Origin of the sequence: Streptomyces sp. NBC_01723 (assembly GCF_036246005.1) — a bacterium.
GTDB lineage: Bacteria > Actinomycetota > Actinomycetes > Streptomycetales > Streptomycetaceae > Streptomyces.
Genome location: NZ_CP109171.1, coordinates 5,464,896 through 5,478,933, shown reverse-complemented (window position 1 = coordinate 5,478,933; position 14,038 = coordinate 5,464,896). Strand labels below are relative to the sequence as shown.

14 protein-coding genes and 1 tRNA gene are annotated in these 14,038 nt (G+C 71.9%); 8 read left to right on the top strand and 7 right to left on the bottom strand.

The genetic code is table 11. The features are described from left to right. Nucleotides 1–164 precede the first annotated feature (164 nt). From lysA to OIE75_RS25545, 3 genes are all read right to left on the bottom strand, one after another. The gene (lysA, locus tag OIE75_RS25555; protein ID WP_307015122.1) at nucleotides 165–1,556 is read right to left on the bottom strand and encodes a diaminopimelate decarboxylase; all 1,392 of its coding nucleotides are present in this window, start codon (nucleotides 1,554–1,556) and stop codon (nucleotides 165–167) included. A gap of 25 nt (nucleotides 1,557–1,581) precedes the next feature. After that, nucleotides 1,582–2,685: an ArgS-related anticodon-binding protein NrtL gene (nrtL, locus tag OIE75_RS25550; RefSeq protein WP_329472234.1), complete on the bottom strand. Its 1,104-nt coding sequence runs from the start codon at nucleotides 2,683–2,685 to the stop codon at nucleotides 1,582–1,584. A gap of 98 nt (nucleotides 2,686–2,783) precedes the next feature. Then, nucleotides 2,784–3,245 carry a response regulator gene (locus OIE75_RS25545; protein WP_307015120.1) on the bottom strand — a complete coding sequence of 154 codons (462 nt, stop codon included), beginning with the start codon at nucleotides 3,243–3,245 and terminating at the stop codon, nucleotides 2,784–2,786. A gap of 188 nt (nucleotides 3,246–3,433) precedes the next feature. Between OIE75_RS25545 and OIE75_RS25540 the strand changes: the two genes are divergently transcribed. Both OIE75_RS25540 and OIE75_RS25535 read left to right on the top strand, forming a co-directional pair. Continuing rightward, nucleotides 3,434–3,505 (top strand) — tRNA-Arg (locus OIE75_RS25540). A 237-nt stretch (nucleotides 3,506–3,742) separates the two neighbouring features. Next, nucleotides 3,743–4,192, top strand: a complete 450-nt coding sequence (locus OIE75_RS25535) for a hypothetical protein (protein ID WP_329472233.1) — start codon at nucleotides 3,743–3,745, stop codon at nucleotides 4,190–4,192. Between the two features lie 43 nt (nucleotides 4,193–4,235). Here the strand turns inward: OIE75_RS25535 and OIE75_RS25530 are convergent, their stop codons facing one another. The 4 genes from OIE75_RS25530 to OIE75_RS25515 form a co-directional block, all read right to left on the bottom strand. After that, a complete protein-coding gene (locus OIE75_RS25530; RefSeq protein ID WP_329472232.1) occupies nucleotides 4,236–4,676 on the bottom strand; it encodes a VOC family protein in 441 nt (146 codons plus the stop codon). A gap of 115 nt (nucleotides 4,677–4,791) precedes the next feature. Beyond that, nucleotides 4,792–5,355, bottom strand: a complete 564-nt coding sequence (locus tag OIE75_RS25525; protein ID WP_307015117.1) for a dihydrofolate reductase family protein — start codon at nucleotides 5,353–5,355, stop codon at nucleotides 4,792–4,794. Between the two features lie 130 nt (nucleotides 5,356–5,485). Further along, nucleotides 5,486–6,370: a patatin-like phospholipase family protein gene (locus OIE75_RS25520; RefSeq protein WP_307015116.1), complete on the bottom strand. Its 885-nt coding sequence runs from the start codon at nucleotides 6,368–6,370 to the stop codon at nucleotides 5,486–5,488. Between the two features lie 138 nt (nucleotides 6,371–6,508). Next, entirely contained in the window at nucleotides 6,509–8,461 is a 1,953-nt protein-coding gene (locus tag OIE75_RS25515; RefSeq protein ID WP_329472231.1) for an FAD-dependent oxidoreductase, read from the bottom strand. A 329-nt stretch (nucleotides 8,462–8,790) separates the two neighbouring features. Between OIE75_RS25515 and OIE75_RS25510 the strand changes: the two genes are divergently transcribed. The 6 genes from OIE75_RS25510 to OIE75_RS25485 all read left to right on the top strand — a co-directional run bounded on the left by OIE75_RS25510 (nucleotide 8,791) and on the right by OIE75_RS25485 (nucleotide 14,004). Further along, the gene (locus OIE75_RS25510) at nucleotides 8,791–10,035 is read left to right on the top strand and encodes a SchA/CurD-like domain-containing protein (RefSeq protein ID WP_307015114.1); all 1,245 of its coding nucleotides are present in this window, start codon (nucleotides 8,791–8,793) and stop codon (nucleotides 10,033–10,035) included. Nucleotides 10,036–10,195: 160 nt separating this feature from the next. Beyond that, nucleotides 10,196–10,636 carry a cupin domain-containing protein gene (locus tag OIE75_RS25505; protein ID WP_122616220.1) on the top strand — a complete coding sequence of 147 codons (441 nt, stop codon included), beginning with the start codon at nucleotides 10,196–10,198 and terminating at the stop codon, nucleotides 10,634–10,636. Continuing rightward, the gene (locus tag OIE75_RS25500) at nucleotides 10,633–11,916 is read left to right on the top strand and encodes a beta-ketoacyl-[acyl-carrier-protein] synthase family protein (RefSeq protein WP_329472230.1); all 1,284 of its coding nucleotides are present in this window, start codon (nucleotides 10,633–10,635) and stop codon (nucleotides 11,914–11,916) included. The genes OIE75_RS25505 and OIE75_RS25500 overlap by 4 nt, the downstream gene beginning before the upstream one ends. Continuing rightward, complete coding sequence (locus OIE75_RS25495; protein WP_307015112.1) at nucleotides 11,913–13,181, top strand: ketosynthase chain-length factor; 1,269 nt, start codon at nucleotides 11,913–11,915, stop codon at nucleotides 13,179–13,181. The genes OIE75_RS25500 and OIE75_RS25495 overlap by 4 nt, the downstream gene beginning before the upstream one ends. A 72-nt stretch (nucleotides 13,182–13,253) precedes the next feature. After that, nucleotides 13,254–13,523, top strand: a complete 270-nt coding sequence (locus tag OIE75_RS25490) for an acyl carrier protein (protein ID WP_064729823.1) — start codon at nucleotides 13,254–13,256, stop codon at nucleotides 13,521–13,523. 1 nt (nucleotide 13,524) lies between these two features. Continuing rightward, a complete protein-coding gene (locus OIE75_RS25485) occupies nucleotides 13,525–14,004 on the top strand; it encodes an SRPBCC family protein (protein ID WP_329472229.1) in 480 nt (159 codons plus the stop codon). Nucleotides 14,005–14,038 lie beyond the last annotated feature (34 nt).

The window sequence follows — 14,038 nt, the reverse complement described above, 5'->3', positions numbered from 1 at the left end:
GTTTCCTCATACCGTCTACGGTTGGACCAGTCTCACGCACCGGACGGGATTTTCTGCCTTTCGTCCGGATCGTGAGACGTTTATTTCATTTTCGGACGGGCCCGGAACGAAAGATCTTCGCCCGCGCCCGCCTTCCCCTCCCCGACCTCCCCCGACCCCGGCGCTCAGCCGACGTCGAGACGCAGCAGATCCTCCTCGGTCTCACGCCGCACGATGACCCGCGCCTCGCCGTCCCGCACCGCGACGACCGGCGGGCGCAGCACGTGGTTGTAGTTGCTGGCCATGGAGCGGCAGTACGCGCCCGTCGCCGGTACGGCGATCAGGTCACCGGGGGCCAGGTCGCCCGGCAGGAAGGCGTCCTTGACCACGATGTCCCCGCTCTCGCAGTGCTTGCCGACGACGCGGGCCAGCATCGGCTCGGCGTCGGAGGTGCGGGAGGCGAGGGCGACGCTGTACTCGGCGTCGTAGAGGGCGGTCCGGATGTTGTCCGACATCCCCCCGTCCACGGAGACGTACGTCCGCAGCCCGTCGAGCGGCTTGACGGTGCCGACCTCGTAGAGCGTGAAGGCGGTCGGGCCCACGATGGCCCGCCCGGGCTCGACGGAGATGCGCGGCGTACGCAGCCGCGCACTCTCGCACTCCCTCGTCACGATCTCGGTCAGCGCCTTGGCGATCTCGTGCGGCTCACGGGGATCGTCGTCGCTCGTGTAGGCGATCCCGAGCCCACCACCCAAGTCGATCTCCGGCAGCTCGACCCCGTGCTCGTCGCGGATGTCCTTGAGCAGCCCGACCACCCGGTGCGCGGCGACCTCGAACCCGGACATGTCGAAGATCTGCGACCCGATGTGGGAGTGGATCCCGATCAGCTCGATCCCGTCGAGCTGGAGCGCCCGCCGCACGGCCTCCGCGGCCTGCCCGCCGGCCAGCGGGATGCCGAACTTCTGGTCCTCGTGGGCGGTGGCGATGAACTCGTGGGTGTGCGCCTCGACGCCGACGGTGATACGGATCTGCACCCGCTGCCGCCTGCCCAGCGACTCGGCGGTGTGGGCGACGCGCACGATCTCCTGGAAGGAGTCGAGCACGATCCGCCCGACGCCCGCGGCGACGGCCCGCTCGATCTCCTCCGGCGACTTGTTGTTGCCGTGGAAGGCGATGCGCTCGGCGGGCATGCCCGCGGACAGCGCGGTGGCCAGCTCGCCGCCGGAGCACACGTCGAGATTGAGCCCCTCCTCGTCCAGCCACCGCACGACGGCGCGCGACAGGAAGGCCTTGCCGGCGTAGAAGACGTCGGCGTCGGTCCCGAAGGCGGTACGCCAGGCCCGCGCCCGCTCCCGGAAGTCGGCCTCGTCGAGGATGTAGGCGGGGGTGCCGTACTCCTCGGCGAGCCGGGTGACGGCGATCCCCCCGACGGTGACGGCACCGTCCGCGTCCCGCCCGACGGTGTGGGCCCACACCTTGGGGTCGAGGGCGTTGAGATCGGCGGGCGGAGCGGAGTAGTGCCCCTCGGTGAGGACGTCGGCGTGACGGGGCCCGGCGGGGTGTGCGGAACGGCTCATTTCTTCGCTGACTCTCTCGCTGGCTTCACAGGTGGTCGGGTGCGTCGATACCGAGCAGGGTCAGGCCGCCGGCCAGCACCGTCCCGGCGGCTTCGGCGAGGGCGAGCCGGGCACGGTGGGCGGCCGAGGGTTTCTCCCCACCGCGCGGCAGCACGGCGGGGAGAAAAGGCAGCACGGCATCGGCGACGGTGACGAGGTGCCGGGCGAGGCGGTCGGGAGCGTGGTGGGCCGCGGCGGCGGCGAGTAGGCGGGGGTGGTCGCCGAGCAGCGGGTACAGCTCGCGCCCGCTTGTCCCCTCCTTGTCTGTCCCGTTCCCGTTCCCGTTCGCGTCCTCCGTGGGCCCCGGCTCGGCGGCGAAGCCGAGGTCGGCCGCGTTGCGCGCGAGGGCGCGGGTGCGGGCGTGGGCGTAGCGCACACGGAAGAGGGGGTTGCTCTCACGCTGGACCAGGTGCTCGTCACCGATCCGGGGCCGGTCGTGGGCGGCGGGGTGGAGCAGCGCCCAGCGTCCGGCGTCCCGCCCGAGGGGGAGGGGGTCGCCGGGGGCGGGAACGGGCCTGACCTGGACGGTCAGCTCGTCGCGCGCGGGTCCCTCGGCATCGACACGTACGCCGAGGACGGCGGTCCATTCCGGCTCGGGCGGGGCGGCGCAGCCGACGCGGGCGAGGGCGCCCTGGGAACGCAGGATGCGGGCGGCGGCGTCGGCGACGACGAGGGCGCGGGGATGGTGATCGCAGTGCAACTGCACGCGACGCCGTTCGCCCTCTCCGCCCTCTCCGCCCTCGGGGTCGAGGTGGCCGTACCGTGGCCCGCGCCGCAGCACCTCGGCGACCAGCTCGGCCGGGGCGGTGCGGTGGAGGCTGATGTTGAGAAACCCGGGCCCGGTGAGGACGACGTCGGCGATGCCGTCGGCGCCTGTGAGATGCGTCCGCAGCACCTCGGCGACCCGGTACGGCGGCTGCCCGGCCGGCCGGGCCAGTTGCAGGGCGATGCCGGTGGCGTAGTCACCACACCCACCGGGCCCCGGCGGCCCCACCCGGACCCGCACGGGCACGTCCACGTCCAGCTCTCCCCCGTCGACAGCGCGACGCACCGCGCGCAGCACGGTACGGGAGAGCTCTACGGGGGTCACGGGTCAAGCGTATGGGAGGAGGGGGGTGGGGAGGCCAACCGGTTTCGGGGAGTCCCGGGATATGGACGGGAAGGGTCAGAGGGGGGTGGCGGAGGCGATCACGCCTGGGCAGAGGACTCGCTCTCCTCCGCGTGGGAGGACGGGGCGGCCGCCCCGTCACCACCCACCACACCGACCCCCGTGACGGTCCGCTCGGCCAACTGCCGTACGAGTCTGACGAGCTCGGCCGGCTCGAAGGGCTTGGAGAGGAAGGCGTCGACCCCGGCGGCGAACCCCGCGTCGACCTCGTACCGCGTACAGGCGCTCACGATCGCTATCGGAAGCTCCTGAGTACGCGGATCGGCACGCAGCCGCGCAGCGGTCCGGAGCCCGTCCAGGCGGGGCATGACCACATCGAGCGTGACCACGTCGGGCCGCACCTGATGGACGACATCCAGACACTCGACACCATCGCCCGCGGTCACGACCTCGAAGCCCTCCAGCTCGAGATTGACCCTGATCAGCTGCCGGATGACCTTGTTGTCGTCCACAACAAGAACCCGGCCAGACGCCCTAGGCACAACTCGAGAGTAGGTCCGGACCGGCCACCGCGTCCGGCTTTTCCCCACTTCCACCCCTGCGGGGGACAACGCCCCGCGCGCCTGCTCCCGACAGGCCCCACGACCCGCGAAAACCCGTTCATGACCACCCCGGGGGAGCTGGTAGTGTTCTACCCGTCGCCGCGAGCAACACCGAACGCGACGAACACGCCCCCGTAGCTCAGGGGATAGAGCAACGGCCTCCGGAGCCGTGTGCGCAGGTTCGAATCCTGCCGGGGGCACACTGTGCAAGTGTGCCGGGACCTCACCACCAGCAGAGATGCTGTCGGTGAGGTCTTTTGCTGTGCGCAGGGGTTTGCCGGTGATGGTGTCGTGGCTGCGTGCTGGTCTTGGAGGCTTGCGGGCAGCTCGGAGGCTGGTCTGCCGTGGGGTCCTGGCTTGATCCGCGCGGTGCGGAGTCTTCCGGAGCGGTTCCGCTGGGTGGCGGGAGCTGGTGTTCTGTCCTCATGGACAGTGCGATGCCGGTTCTCATCGCGGTGCTGGGTACTCTGCTCGGTTCGGTGGCGACGTACGTCTTCCAGCGCAAGTCGGCCGAGCATGCGGAGAACGTTGCTCATCAGCGGCAGCTCCGGTCGGAGCGTATGGCGGTATACAGCGAGTTCGCCCAAGCTGTGACGGAGTTGCGGCGGTGCCAGTACAGCCGCTGGCACGACGGACAAGCCGGCCCCGGTCGTGATTCGGAAGCGGCCTTGGAGGCTCGTCGGCTCAGGGGAGTCGCCCAGCATGCGGTGTTTCGAGTCCAGCTCATAGCCAGTGGCGACGCGTTGCACGAAGCCGCACTGATTGCCTTCGATGCGGCTGCCGACATGCATCACGCCTCCAGCTCACAACAGTTGCGGGAGCTGGGCGACGAGGCAGGGGGCACCTTGAGCCGCTTCGTCGCCCTGGCCTCCGATGACGTGCGGTGAAGTCGCCTCACCTGCGTTGCGGGGCGGCCCCGGTTCCCGTCTCTCAGTGCAGTTCCTCGGCCAGGCCGATGATGATGCCCTCCGGGCCGCGGACGTAGCAGAGCAGGTAGCTGTTCTCGAAGTTGGCGATTTCGCCCAGGAGTTCGGCTCCGTGGGGGCGTAGGCGGGTGAGCGTGGACTTCAGGTCGTCGACGGCGTACATGACTCGGTGGGTGCCCAGGATGTTGTGGGGGCGGTTGCGGGGGGTGTCGGCGGTTGCCTTCGGGGTGCGGTACCTCGACAGTTCGAGGCGGCTGTGGCCGTCCGGGGTGCGGAGCATCGCGATGTCGCAGTGGACGCCGTCGAGTCCGGTGCACTGGTCGGCGACGGGGCCCTCGACCTCCGTCCTGCCCTCCAGCTCCATACCGAGTTCCACGAAGAACGCGATCGCGGCGTCCATGTCCTCCACGACGATGCCGATGTTGTCCATTCGCTGAATCGCCATGATCTCTGTTCTCCCTTTTCGTCCTTGTCGTGCGGCCGGTGGTGGCCGGTGACGTCCCTGGGACGGAGCCGGGGGCGCGGTCTCGACATCCGTGGACGCAGAGTCGGGGAAAGTTTTACGCCGGGACGTATCGGGTCAGGACGATGCCGCTGCGGAACGTCTTCGCGTCGGCCAGTCGGAGGCTGGGGATCTCGAAGCCGTCGGGGAAGAGCCTGCGGCCTCTGCCCTGGACCACCGGATAGACGAAGAGGCGGTACTCGTCCACGAGGCCGGCCTCGATCAGGGTGTGGGCCAGGCGGATGCTGCCCGTGAGGACGATGTCCTTACCGCCCTCCTGCGCCTTGAGGGCGCGGACTTCCTCGACCGGGTCGCCCGTCAGTACCGTCGAGTTGTCCCACATCGGGTCGGTGAGGGTGGAGGACACGACGTACTTCTGGACCTGGTTGAGGTACGCGGTGATGCCGGTGGGGTCGTCGGTCTGGTTCGGCCAGTAGCCGCGGAAGTCCTCGAACGTCCGGCGGCCCAGCAGCAGCGCGTCGGCGCGGCTGTCCTGCCGGTGGCTCTCCTCCATGACGTCGGCCATGTCGACCTCGCCCTGGGCCTGAGGGTCGAACCAGTCGGTGAGCATCTCGATCGAGCCGTCGACGGTGATGTTCTCGGTGATCGCGAGTGTGCGCATGTCGGTTCTCCTGAGCGGGCGGCCACGGGCGCGTACGGGGGTTCCGTCGCGTGACACTCTCCCAGGGTGGACGTCGCATTTGTCCGACCATGCTCGGCGCCGACCGTGTGACGACGACCGAGCCGGAGGGTCAACGAGCCGGGATGTGTTCGTTGCGGTGCGGATCCGAGCCGTCCCAGACCTCCCGGACCGTCTCCGCGTACTCCCTGCCCTGGCGTCGTCCCTCCCTTGCCGAACCCGGGATGCGGGCGGCGTTCAGGGGGTTGCGGCCGAAGGCCCGGCGGGCGGCTCGGTCGGGGGTCAGGAGGGTGGCTCGCGTGCCGTGGGTCGTCAGGGTCCGGATGTGGGACTGGGCGCTCGGGGTGGCGCCCGCCGCCTTCGGGATGGGGGCCAGGACGACCACCCTCGCGCAGTCCGTGAGCAGGTCGGCGTTGGTCGTGGAGCGTACGCCGCCGTCCATCCACCGGGCCTTGCCGATGGTGATCGGCGGGAAGAGGGGCGGCAGGGCGCAGGTGGCGGCCATGGCGTGCGGGAGGTCGACTCCGTCGGCTGCCGTGAAGGCGGTGGGGGTGCCGGTGAGGGCGTCCACCGCGAAGAGGCGTACCTGGCGCTCCGGCCAGTCCGGGACCGGGATGTGGGGGCCTATCGCCTCCAGGACCGCGGTCTCCGGCACGTCGCGTACGGAGAGGGCCAGCCGGCTCAGGTGCTCGAGCGTCTTGTCCGGGTCGCGCGAGCGCAGGGACGCCCACAGGTACCTGACCGTCATCGGCAGGGTGAAGTCCACGTCGATCATGGGGCGGTCGCGGTTGATCTGTTCCGTGTAGAGGGCGGACGGTGTCGAGCCTTTCGCCAGGTCCAGGGCCAGCAGCGAGCCGGCCGACGTGCCGGCGAGGACGTCGGCGTCGCCGAGGTGCACACCCGCGTCGGCCAGTCCCGCCAGTACGCCGACCTGCCAGCCGTAGGCGGTCAGGCCGCCTCCACCCAGGACCAGTGCGGTGTTCGGCTGCTTCGTCATTTCCGACCCCTCGCCGCAATTAACGGGGACCACTCCCCGGTTTGCTTGCCGTCGAGACGGTAGCAAATAAGTGGGGAGTGGTCCACGTTTAAGGTGGGGGCTCGTCACGTGCTAGTCACGTGCTCGTTCCCGTCCTTCTCACGGACGGGCCAGCACCGTCCTGATCACCTGGCGCAGCATCGACTCGGGGTCCGGGGCCGGGCCCGGGGAGCGCCAGGCGACGAAGCCGTCGGGGCGGACCAGGACCGCGCCGCCACGGGTCACTCCGTGGGACTTCGCCCAGTCCTTGTCCTCGTCGTCCTGGACCAGGTCGGCCTCCGGGGTGCCGCCCACGCGGTACGGCTTCAGCGGGATCCGCATCTCGGCCGCCAGCCGGGTCGCCGCCTCGTGCCAGCCGGTGGGCTGGGCCGCGTCGCTGAGCAGGACCAGGGAGTCCTCGTAGAGGTCCAGGGTGGAGACGCGGGCGTCGCCCTGGCGGAGCCAGAGGTGCGGGGCCCTGCTGCCGGGTGCGCCGGAGAGGTCGAGGCCCTCCGGGACCACCGGGGTCGCCGGGTCGGCGCCGACCACCGCGCCCTGGGGGTAGCGGTAGCCGAGGGCGACGTTCAGGATGCCGCCTGGGCCGCCGGCGGGTGCTCCGCCAGGGCCGCCAGGCCCACCGGGCCCGCCCGGGCCACCAGGAGCGCCACCGGGGCCACCGGGGCCACCGGGGCCGCCGGGGCCGCCGGGCCTACCGGCCGCACTGCCGGGACCGCCGGGCGCTCCGCCGGGCCCACCCGGCCCACCGGCTGCGCCACCGGGACCGCCCGGACCACCAGGCGCCCCACCAGGACCACCAGGACCACCAGGACGACCAGGACCGCCAGGACCGCCAGGACCACCGGGCCCTTCACCCGCACCCGGCCCCCCACCCGTCATCCCCGGCGGCGGGGCGAAGCCCGGGTGGCTGTGTTCCACCGAGCGGCCGGCGGCTCGGGCGCTGGTGGCCTCGGCGACCGGGCGGCGTTCCGCGTCGTAGGTGTCCAGGAGGCCTTCGCCCGCCCAGCCCTCCAGGACCGCGGCCAGCTTCCAGGCGAGGTTGTGCGCGTCCTGGATGCCGGTGTTGGAGCCGAAGGCGCCGGTGGGGGACATCTCGTGGGCCGAGTCGCCGGCCAGCAGGACGCGGCCGGCGCGGTAGCTGCGGGCCACGCGCTGGGCGGCGTGCCAGGGGGCCTTGCCCGTGATCTCGACGTCGAGGTCCGGGTCGCCGATCGCGCGGCGGATGTGGGCGGCGCAGCGCTCCTCGGTGAAGTCCTCGACGGTCTCGCCCTGTTCGGGGTGCCAGGGGAGGTGGAAGACCCAGTTCTCGCCGTTGTCGACCGGCAGGAGAGCGCCATCGGCGTCCTCGCCGGTCAGGTAGCAGACGATGAAGCGGCGGTCGCGCACCACGTCGGCCAGGCGGCGGGAGCGGAAGGTGGCGCTGACGTTGTGGAAGAGGTCGCCGGGGCCGCTCTGGCCGATGCCGAGCTGCTCGCGGACGGGGCTGCGGGGACCGTCGGCGGCGATCAGGTAGTCCGCGCGGATGGTGGTGTGCTCGCCGGTCTCCCGGCTCTTCACCACCGCCGTGACGCCGTCCGCGTCGTCCTCGAACGACAGCAGTTCGGTGCCGAAACGCAGGTCACCGCCGAGGTTGGTGGCGTGGGTGAGGAGTTCGGGCTCCAGGTCGTTCTGGCTGCACAGGCACCAGCCGCTGGGGCTGAAGCGGGCCAGTCCGCCGCCCGGGTCCATCTCCTTGAGCAGCCACTCCCCCTCGTCGCCCACCAGCGTGGTCGTCTGCAGGATGCCGTGGTTCTCGGCCAGCGTGGCGGCGGCCTTCCTGATGTCCGGCTCGGTGCCGGCCACCCGGAAGATCTCCATGGTGCGGACGTTGTTGCCGCGCCCGCGGGGGTGGATGGAAGTGCCGGCGTGGCGCTCCACCAGGGTGTGCCGGACGCCGAGGCGCCCCAGGAACACCGAGGTCGACAGGCCCACCAGGGACCCGCCGACGATGAGGACCGGGACCCGGTGGACCGCAGGGGCGGCGGCGCCTCCGGGCCGGTCGGCTCTTTCGTTCATTGTTCGTCCTCCGTTGTGACACACGTCCGTCGTTCGGTATGGCGGACGCAGTCCTCGCTGTGACCGACGGGCGTCCGCGTATACGGGACCGTCGTCGAGTGATTCGCCCCGCGCCAGATGTGCGCCGGGGCTCCCATGCCTTCCCCGTGCGGCCTGATGAGGCCCGCGGCGGAGGAGCTTTCACCCGCTTAACACTCCCGGCGCGCGGTCCTCGCGGGCACGGCCGACGATCGGCTTATTGCGACCGGCGTACCCGCCCGAGCCATGGCGTGCGCCGCGACGATCGCCCCCAGTCCCAGAGAAAGTTCCCCGGAGAAGAGGTGGGCCGGATGACGGTCTCTCCCGTCGAAACCACGGATGGCGTGTCGGCGGATGCCCTGACCACTGACGCCGGGGCGACGCCCGTCGCCCCGGCCGCGGACGCCGACGGCGTATCGACATCGGCGTTCGACGGATCCCGCGTACGGGTCGTGCTGATGCTGGACATCCACGACGGAATGCAGCAGGAGTTCCTGGACGCGTACGACAGCATCCGCGACCGGGTCGCCGCCGTTCCGGGACATATCACTGATCAGCTGTGCCAGTCCGTCGACAACCCCACCCAATGGCTCCTCACCAGCGAGTGGGAGACCGCCGAGCCCTTCCTGAGCTGGGTCAGCAGCGACGAGCACCTGGACATGGTCGAGCCGCTGCAGAACTGCGTCCGGGACACCCACTCCCTGCGCTACAGCGTGCTGCGCGAGACCGAGGGCGACGAGAACTCGTCCGGCGCGGCCGGTGGGTCGCCGCGGTCCGCTGCCCGGATCGGGAACAACATCGTCCGGCACGCCCTGACGTTCACCGTGCGGCCCGGCAGCGAGGCCGACGTCGCCCGGCTGCTGTCCGACTACGCGGCGCCCGCGGCCCAGGTCGACGACTCCAACCGGCTGCTGCGCACGTCGGTCTTCATGCACGGCAACCGGGTCGTCCGGGCCGTGGAGCTGCGGGGCGACCTGCAGACCGCGTTGCGGCACGTGGCCCGGCAGCCGGGCGTGCGGGCGGTCGAGGAGGCTCTCAACCCGCATCTGGAGCAGGACCGGGACCTGCGCGACCCGCGGTCCGCCCGGGAGTTCTTCACCCGCGCCGCCATGCCGGCCGTCCACCACATGGCGTCGGGGGGCCGGTCCGGCGCGAGCGCGCAGCGGATCGCGCTGCTCTACCCGGTGCGGCCGGGGGCCGGTCCGGAACTGGCCCGGCTGCTGGCCCACCGGGACGCCTCCGCCCTGCGGGCCCAGGACGGCCCGGTCCTCGCCGCCACCGTCTTCCACCGCGACGACCTCGTGGTACGGCTCGTCGACGTGGACGGCGACCCGGACGGGGCGCCCGTGTCCGCCGTCCTCGGTCTGCCCGCGGCCGCCGGGCCCGGCAGGTCGGCCGGAGCCCCCGCGGCCGCCGTGATCGAGGCCGCCGAGCGGCTCCTGGACACCGCCGCGTACGGCGTCGACGGGTCCCTCAGCGAGCCCCGCACCCTGGCGTTGCTGCTGGCGCGGGCCCGTATGACGCCCCTGACCGACCGGCACGCGTCGGACGCCTGAACCACGCCCACCGGCGCGGCTCCTTCGCGCCACCCTCCCGAACCGACCGACACCCGCACCACGCACCCGGTACGGCCCGACGGCGCGCCCGCCGGCCCGCGTGGTCTCCCGCCCCTCACCCTCCTCCCCCACCGCTTCTCGTCACCCCGGAGTGAACGACATGACAAACCAGCAGGTAAACATCATCTCCATCGGCGACGTCGCGCCCAACCGCCGCCGCGGAGGAGACATCCGCGCCATGCTCACGCCCACCAGCGCCGGTGCGACCAGCGGCTTCATGGGCGTGGCCATCGTGCAGCCCGGCGAGCGGATCGCCGAGCACTACCACCCGTACTCCGAGGAGTTCGTGTACGTCACCGAGGGCGCCCTGGAGGTGGACCTGGACGGGGCGCCGCACGCGCTCACCGTCGGGCAGGGGATGCTGATCCCGCAGGACATGCGCCACCGCTTCCGCAACGTCGGGGACGTCGAGGCGCGGCTCGTCTTCCACCTGGGACCGCTGGCCCCACGGCCCGAGCTGGGCCACGTGGACACCGAGGACGCGGCCGGCAACGCCATCCCGCACGAGCGTCCCGCCGCGACGGCCGAGGCGGTGTCATGAACCGGCGTCGGGTGGCCGTCACGGGCATAGGCGTCGTCGCCCCCGGCGGGATCGGCGTGTCCCAGTTCTGGGGCCTGCTGTCCGAAGGCCGTACGGCGACGCGCCGCATCTCCCTCTTCGACCCGGCCGGGCTGCGTTCGCAGATCGCCGCCGAGTGCGACTTCGAACCGGCCGACCACGGCCTCGGTCTGGCCACGGTCCAACGCAGCGACCGGTACGTGCAGTTCGCGCTGGTGGCCGCCGCGGAGGCGGTCCGGGACGCGAACCTCGACCTGGCCCGGCAGGACCCCTGGCGGGCCGGCGCCACGCTGGGCACCGCGGTCGGCGGCACCACCCGGCTGGAGCACGACTACGTCCTGGTCAGTGAGCGCGGCTCGCGCTGGGACGTGGACGACAAGCGGGCCGAGCCGCATCTGGAGCGGGCGTTCACCCCGGCGACGCTGTCGTCCGCGGTCGCCGAGGAGTTCGGCGTGCGCGGGCCGGTGCAGACGGTCTCCACGGGCTGCACGTCCGGGCTCGACGCCGTCGGCTACGCCTACCACGCGGTCGCCGAGGGACGCGTCGACGTGTGCCTGGCGGGCGCCGCCGACTCCCCCATATCCCCGATCACGATGGCCTGCTTCGACGCCATCAAGGCGACCTCGCCGAACAACGACGACCCCGCGCACGCCTCCCGGCCCTTCGACGCCGACCGCAACGGCTTCGTGATGGGCGAGGGCGCGGCGGTGCTCGTCCTGGAGGACCTGGAGCACGCCCGGGCCCGTGGCGCGGACGTGTACTGCGAGATCTCCGGATACGCGACGTTCGGCAACGCGTACCACATGACCGGGCTCACCAAGGAGGGCCTGGAGATGGCGCGGGCCATCGACACGGCGCTGGACATGGCCCGCATAGACGGCTCGGACATCGACTACGTCAACGCGCACGGTTCCGGCACCCAGCAGAACGACCGGCACGAGACCGCGGCCGTCAAACGCTCGCTGGGCGAGCACGCCTACGCGACGCCGATGAGCTCCATCAAGTCGATGGTGGGTCACTCGCTCGGCGCGATCGGCTCGATCGAACTGGCCGCGTGCGTCCTGGCCATGGCCCGCCAGGTGGTGCCGCCGACGGCCAACTACACGACCCCGGACCCCGAGTGCGACCTGGACTACGTGCCGCGCGAGGCACGGGAGCGGACGCTGCGGCACGTGCTGTCGGTGGGCAGCGGCTTCGGGGGCTTCCAGTCGGCGGTCGTGCTGAGCGCTTCCGGTTCCGGTTCCGAAGGAGGGCAGCGATGAGCGGACGGCAACCAACCAACGGCGGGGCCAGGCGCGCGGTCGTCACCGGGCTCGGTGTGGTGTCCCCGCACGGCGTGGGCGTCGAGGCGCACTGGAAGGCCACCGCGGACGGCAACAGCAGCCTGGGGCCCGTCACGCGGGAGGGCTGCGACCATCTGCCGCTGCGGGTGGCGGGCGAGGTGCGGGGCTTCGAGGCGGCCGAGACGGTCGAGGAGCGCTACCTCGTGCAGACCGACCGGTTCACGCACTTCGCGCTGTCCGCCACCCAGTTCGCGCTGGCCGACGCCCGGTTCGGGCGGGCGGACATCGAGTCGCCGTACTCGGTCGGCGTGGTCACCGCCGCGGGTTCCGGCGGCGGTGAGTTCGGGCAGCGCGAGCTGCAGAACCTGTGGAGCCAGGGCTCGCGGTACGTCGGCCCGTACCAGTCGATCGCCTGGTTCTACGCGGCCAGCACCGGCCAGGTCTCCATCCGCAACGACTTCAAGGGCCCCTGCGGGGTCGTGGCCGCCGACGAGGCGGGCGGTCTGGATGCCCTGGCGCACGCGGCGCTGGCCGTGCGGGGCGGCACCGACACGGTGGTCTGCGGCGCGACGGAGGCACCGCTCGCCCCGTACTCGATCGTCTGCCAGCTGGGCTATCCCGAGCTGAGCCGCGCCACCGAACCCGACCGTGCCTACCGTCCGTTCACCGAGGCGGCCTGCGGGTTCGCGCCGGCCGAGGGCGGTGCCGTGCTGGTCGTGGAGGAGGAGCGGGCGGCCCGGGAGCGCGGCGCCGAGGTGCGGGCGACGGTGGCCGGGCACGCGGCGACCTTCACCGGCGCCGGCCGCTGGGCCGAGTCCCGGGAGGGGCTGGCCCGCGCGATCGAGGGCGCGCTGGCCGAGGCGGGCTGCCGGCCCGAGGACGTCGACGTGGTCTTCGCGGACGCCCTCGGCGTCCCGGAGGCCGACCGGGCCGAGGCCCTGGCCCTGGCCGACGCGCTCGGCCCGCACGCCGCGCGCGTGCCGGTCACCGCGCCCAAGACCGGGACCGGGCGGGCCTACTGCGCCGCTCCGGTGCTGGACGTGGCGACGGCGGTGCTCGCCATGGAGCACGGGCTGATCCCGCCGACCCCGCACGTGTTCGAGGTCAGCCACGACCTGGACCTGGTGACCGGCCGGGCCCGCCCCGCCGAGTCGCGCACCGCGCTGGTGCTGAGCCGCGGGCTGATGGGTTCCAACTCGGCCCTCGTCCTGCGGCAGGGCGGCACCGCGCCGTCCGCGCACTGAGACCGACCGACCCCAATCCGAGTGAGCGCCGCGAGTGGGCGCGCGCCACCTTGAGTGAAGGAGGACACCCCCATGACCGACCAACTGGCCTACCAGGTGACCATCGAGGAGCTGGCCGCGCTGATGAAGCGCACCGCCGGCGTGCACGTCGAACCGGAGACCCTGCGTGCGCAGGCCGACGACGGCTTCGACACCTTCGGCCTGGACTCCCTCGGCCTGCTGGGCATCGTGGCCGAGCTGGAGAAGCGGTACGGCCTGGGCCTGCCCGAGCAGGCCGAGCGCTGCAAGACGCCCGCCGATTTCCTCGCGCTGATCAACGGCGCCCTGAAGACGGGAGTGTGACATGGCAGGTCACACCGAGAACGAGATCACCATCGCCGCTCCGATGGAGCTGGTCTGGGACATGACCAACGACATCGACGGCTGGCCCAAGCTGTTCAGCGAGTACGCCTCCGTGGACGTGCTCGAGCGCGACGGCGACCGCGTCACGTTCCGGCTCACCATGCACCCGGACGCGGACGGCAAGGTGTGGAGCTGGGTCTCCGAGCGGGTCGCCGACCCCGTCACCCGCACCGTCCGCGCCCAGCGGGTCGAGACCGGTCCCTTCCAGTACATGAACATCGTCTGGGAGTACGCGGAGACCGCCGAGGGCGTTCTGATGCGCTGGATCCAGGACTTCGCGATGAAGCCGGACGCTCCGGTGGACGACGCCTGGATGACGGACAACATCAACCGCAACTCCCGTACGCAGATGGCGCTGATCCGGGACCGGATCGAGCAGGCGGCGGGCGAGCGGCGGACCGCGTCGGCGCTCGCCGACTGACACCGACACCGAAGGACACCGGCGAAGGGCGTCA

Excerpts from the sequence above, each read along its gene's own strand:
- OIE75_RS25535 (WP_329472233.1), top strand. The coding sequence starts at position 3,743 with ATGCCGGTTCTCATCGCGGTGCTGGGTACTCTGCTCGGTTCGGTGGCG.
- lysA (WP_307015122.1), bottom strand. The coding sequence starts at position 1,556 with ATGAGCCGTTCCGCACACCCCGCCGGGCCCCGTCACGCCGACGTCCTC.
- OIE75_RS25495 (WP_307015112.1), top strand. The coding sequence starts at position 11,913 with ATGAGCGGACGGCAACCAACCAACGGCGGGGCCAGGCGCGCGGTCGTC.
- OIE75_RS25525 (WP_307015117.1), bottom strand. The coding sequence starts at position 5,355 with ATGCGCACACTCGCGATCACCGAGAACATCACCGTCGACGGCTCGATC.
- OIE75_RS25485 (WP_329472229.1), top strand. The coding sequence starts at position 13,525 with ATGGCAGGTCACACCGAGAACGAGATCACCATCGCCGCTCCGATGGAG.
- OIE75_RS25510 (WP_307015114.1), top strand. The coding sequence starts at position 8,791 with ATGACGGTCTCTCCCGTCGAAACCACGGATGGCGTGTCGGCGGATGCC.
- OIE75_RS25515 (WP_329472231.1), bottom strand. The coding sequence starts at position 8,461 with ATGAACGAAAGAGCCGACCGGCCCGGAGGCGCCGCCGCCCCTGCGGTC.
- OIE75_RS25530 (WP_329472232.1), bottom strand. The coding sequence starts at position 4,676 with ATGGCGATTCAGCGAATGGACAACATCGGCATCGTCGTGGAGGACATG.
- OIE75_RS25500 (WP_329472230.1), top strand. The coding sequence starts at position 10,633 with ATGAACCGGCGTCGGGTGGCCGTCACGGGCATAGGCGTCGTCGCCCCC.
- OIE75_RS25505 (WP_122616220.1), top strand. The coding sequence starts at position 10,196 with ATGACAAACCAGCAGGTAAACATCATCTCCATCGGCGACGTCGCGCCC.
- OIE75_RS25520 (WP_307015116.1), bottom strand. The coding sequence starts at position 6,370 with ATGACGAAGCAGCCGAACACCGCACTGGTCCTGGGTGGAGGCGGCCTG.
- OIE75_RS25490 (WP_064729823.1), top strand. The coding sequence starts at position 13,254 with ATGACCGACCAACTGGCCTACCAGGTGACCATCGAGGAGCTGGCCGCG.